At 34.5% G+C, this 1,978-nt stretch carries 4 protein-coding genes; all 4 read left to right on the forward strand.

Annotation, left to right across the window (positions count from 1 at the left end):
* Positions 1 to 397 (forward strand): hypothetical protein (locus ENL20_03410; GenBank protein HHE37605.1); only part of this gene is annotated, 397 nt, incomplete at its 5' end.
* Positions 398 to 408: 11 nt separating this feature from the next.
* Entirely contained in the window at positions 409 to 1,074 is a 666-nt protein-coding gene (locus ENL20_03415; GenBank protein ID HHE37606.1) for a class I SAM-dependent methyltransferase, read from the forward strand.
* Positions 1,071 to 1,481 carry a hypothetical protein gene (locus ENL20_03420; GenBank protein ID HHE37607.1) on the forward strand — a complete coding sequence of 137 codons (411 nt, stop codon included), beginning with the start codon at positions 1,071 to 1,073 and terminating at the stop codon, positions 1,479 to 1,481. The genes ENL20_03415 and ENL20_03420 overlap by 4 nt, the downstream gene beginning before the upstream one ends.
* A partial coding sequence (locus ENL20_03425; protein ID HHE37608.1) for an RNA polymerase subunit sigma occupies positions 1,482 to 1,978 on the forward strand: 497 nt, incomplete at its 3' end. It lies immediately after the preceding gene.

Genomic DNA, 1,978 nt, shown 5'->3' on the forward strand with positions numbered 1-1,978 from the left:
CGGAGTTTGTGTAAACATATGTCCCGAAGCTTTTAAACTAGATAATGAGATCGCAAAAGTAATAAGTGAAAATGCTACTTGTATCACCGAAGCAGCAAATGCCTGCCCTGTGAATGCAATTATCACAGATACATCATCGCAAACTCAAGGAGAAAATTCCCCCCAAATTAATTCTTCTTTTACTCGAGGAGGAAGTGGGCGAGGAATGGTTTCCGGCGGAGGAGCTGGCAGAGGAATGCCCTCCGGTGGTGGTCGCGGTAGAAACAAAGGAACTGGACAGGGACGGGGCGGTTATTGTGTTTGCCCAAATTGTGGACATTCACAACCACATCAACGAGGTATTCCGTGTTATCAAACAAAATGCCCTAAATGCAATTCTGCGATGATAAGGAGATAGATTATCTCAAGATGAAAAAGAATAAGATTTATCCTGATTCTAAAGTGGAGCTTCAGGAAATTACCGCAAAATTTTATGATAGCATTCTCAATTTCGCTACATTTGGTGGGTACAGCTTATTTATCAAAAAAGCGATAAAATCAATTAATTTAATTCAAAATGATAAAGTTGTAGATTTTGGAGCAGGCACCGGAAGAAATGCTCTCTTGATGAATAAATATCTTTCTGGAAAAAGTGAAATCTTAGGTCTGGAAATTTCCGAATCAATGATCAAGCAATTTAAAAAGAAAACAAAAAATCATCAGAATATCAATGTGATAAATCAACGCATTGACCAGCCATTTGAACTTGATAAAAAATTCGATAAAGTTTTTGTTTCCTTTGTGTTTCACGGTTTTCCTTTTGAAGTTCAGAAAAATATTATCCAAAATGCTTTCAACGCTTTGAATGAAAATGGCGAATTTATTATTCTTGATTTCAATGAATTTGTTACTGATGAAACACCATTCTATTTCAGAATTCCATTTAAAATAATCGAATGTAAATATGCTTTTGACTATGTGGAACGGGATTGGAAGCCTATCTTGTCTGAGTTTGGTTTTGGTGAATTCAGGGAGAAAACATTTTTAAAGAAACATATTCGTTTATTGAAAGCAAAGAAAGGAGCAATAAAATGAAACTTTTAATGATCTATTCCGAAAAATTTGCCTATAAAACCAACATCAAAAATCTGGAATCTGTGGAAAAATATGAGAAGGAAAAACAGATTGAAAATACACTTGTAGGATTTATTCAGGTGGAGCAAAAAGACGAAGAAGATATTTCAAAAGTGGAAACCAAAATGATCAAAAACCTGAAATGGGCTGCAAAGAAAAATGATACAATCAATATTGTATTACACTCTTTTGCGCATTTATCTATGAGCAAAGCAGAAGAAGGAATAACAAAAGAACTGTTTAATCGAGCTGAACAAAGATTGAAAAATTCCGGTTATGAAGTATCACAAACTCCATTCGGTTATTTTCTTGATCTTGATATTCAGGCTCCTGGAAAATCATTAGCAAGGGTCTTTAAGGAATTTTAAATGATTGAAAAAGCTTCTCAAATCATTAACAATGCCAAACATGTAACAGCATTCACGGGTGCTGGAATTTCAGTGGAAAGCGGGATTCCGCCCTTTCGAGGGAAAGATGGTTTATGGAGCAAATTCGATCCTATCTTTTTGGATATTAATTATTTTAACCAATATCCTCTCGAATCCTGGAAATTGATCAAAGAAATATTTTATGATTTTTTTGGAAAAGCAAAACCAAATGCTGCACATTTCGCTCTATCAGAAATGGAAAAATTAAGTTATATCAATTCTGTTAATACACAAAATATTGATAACCTTCATCAGCAAGCAGGAAGTAAAAAAGTATATGAATTTCACGGAACATCTCGAAATTTGATATGTACAAACTGTAATAAAATTTATTCCGCGACGAACATAGATATATCTCAATTGCCGCCTAAATGTGAAAGATGTGGAACTGTTCTAAAACCCAATTTTGTTTTTTTTGGTGAACCCATTCCCGAGCC

The organism is Candidatus Cloacimonadota bacterium, assembly GCA_011372345.1.
Taxonomy (GTDB): domain Bacteria; phylum Cloacimonadota; class Cloacimonadia; order Cloacimonadales; family TCS61; genus DRTC01.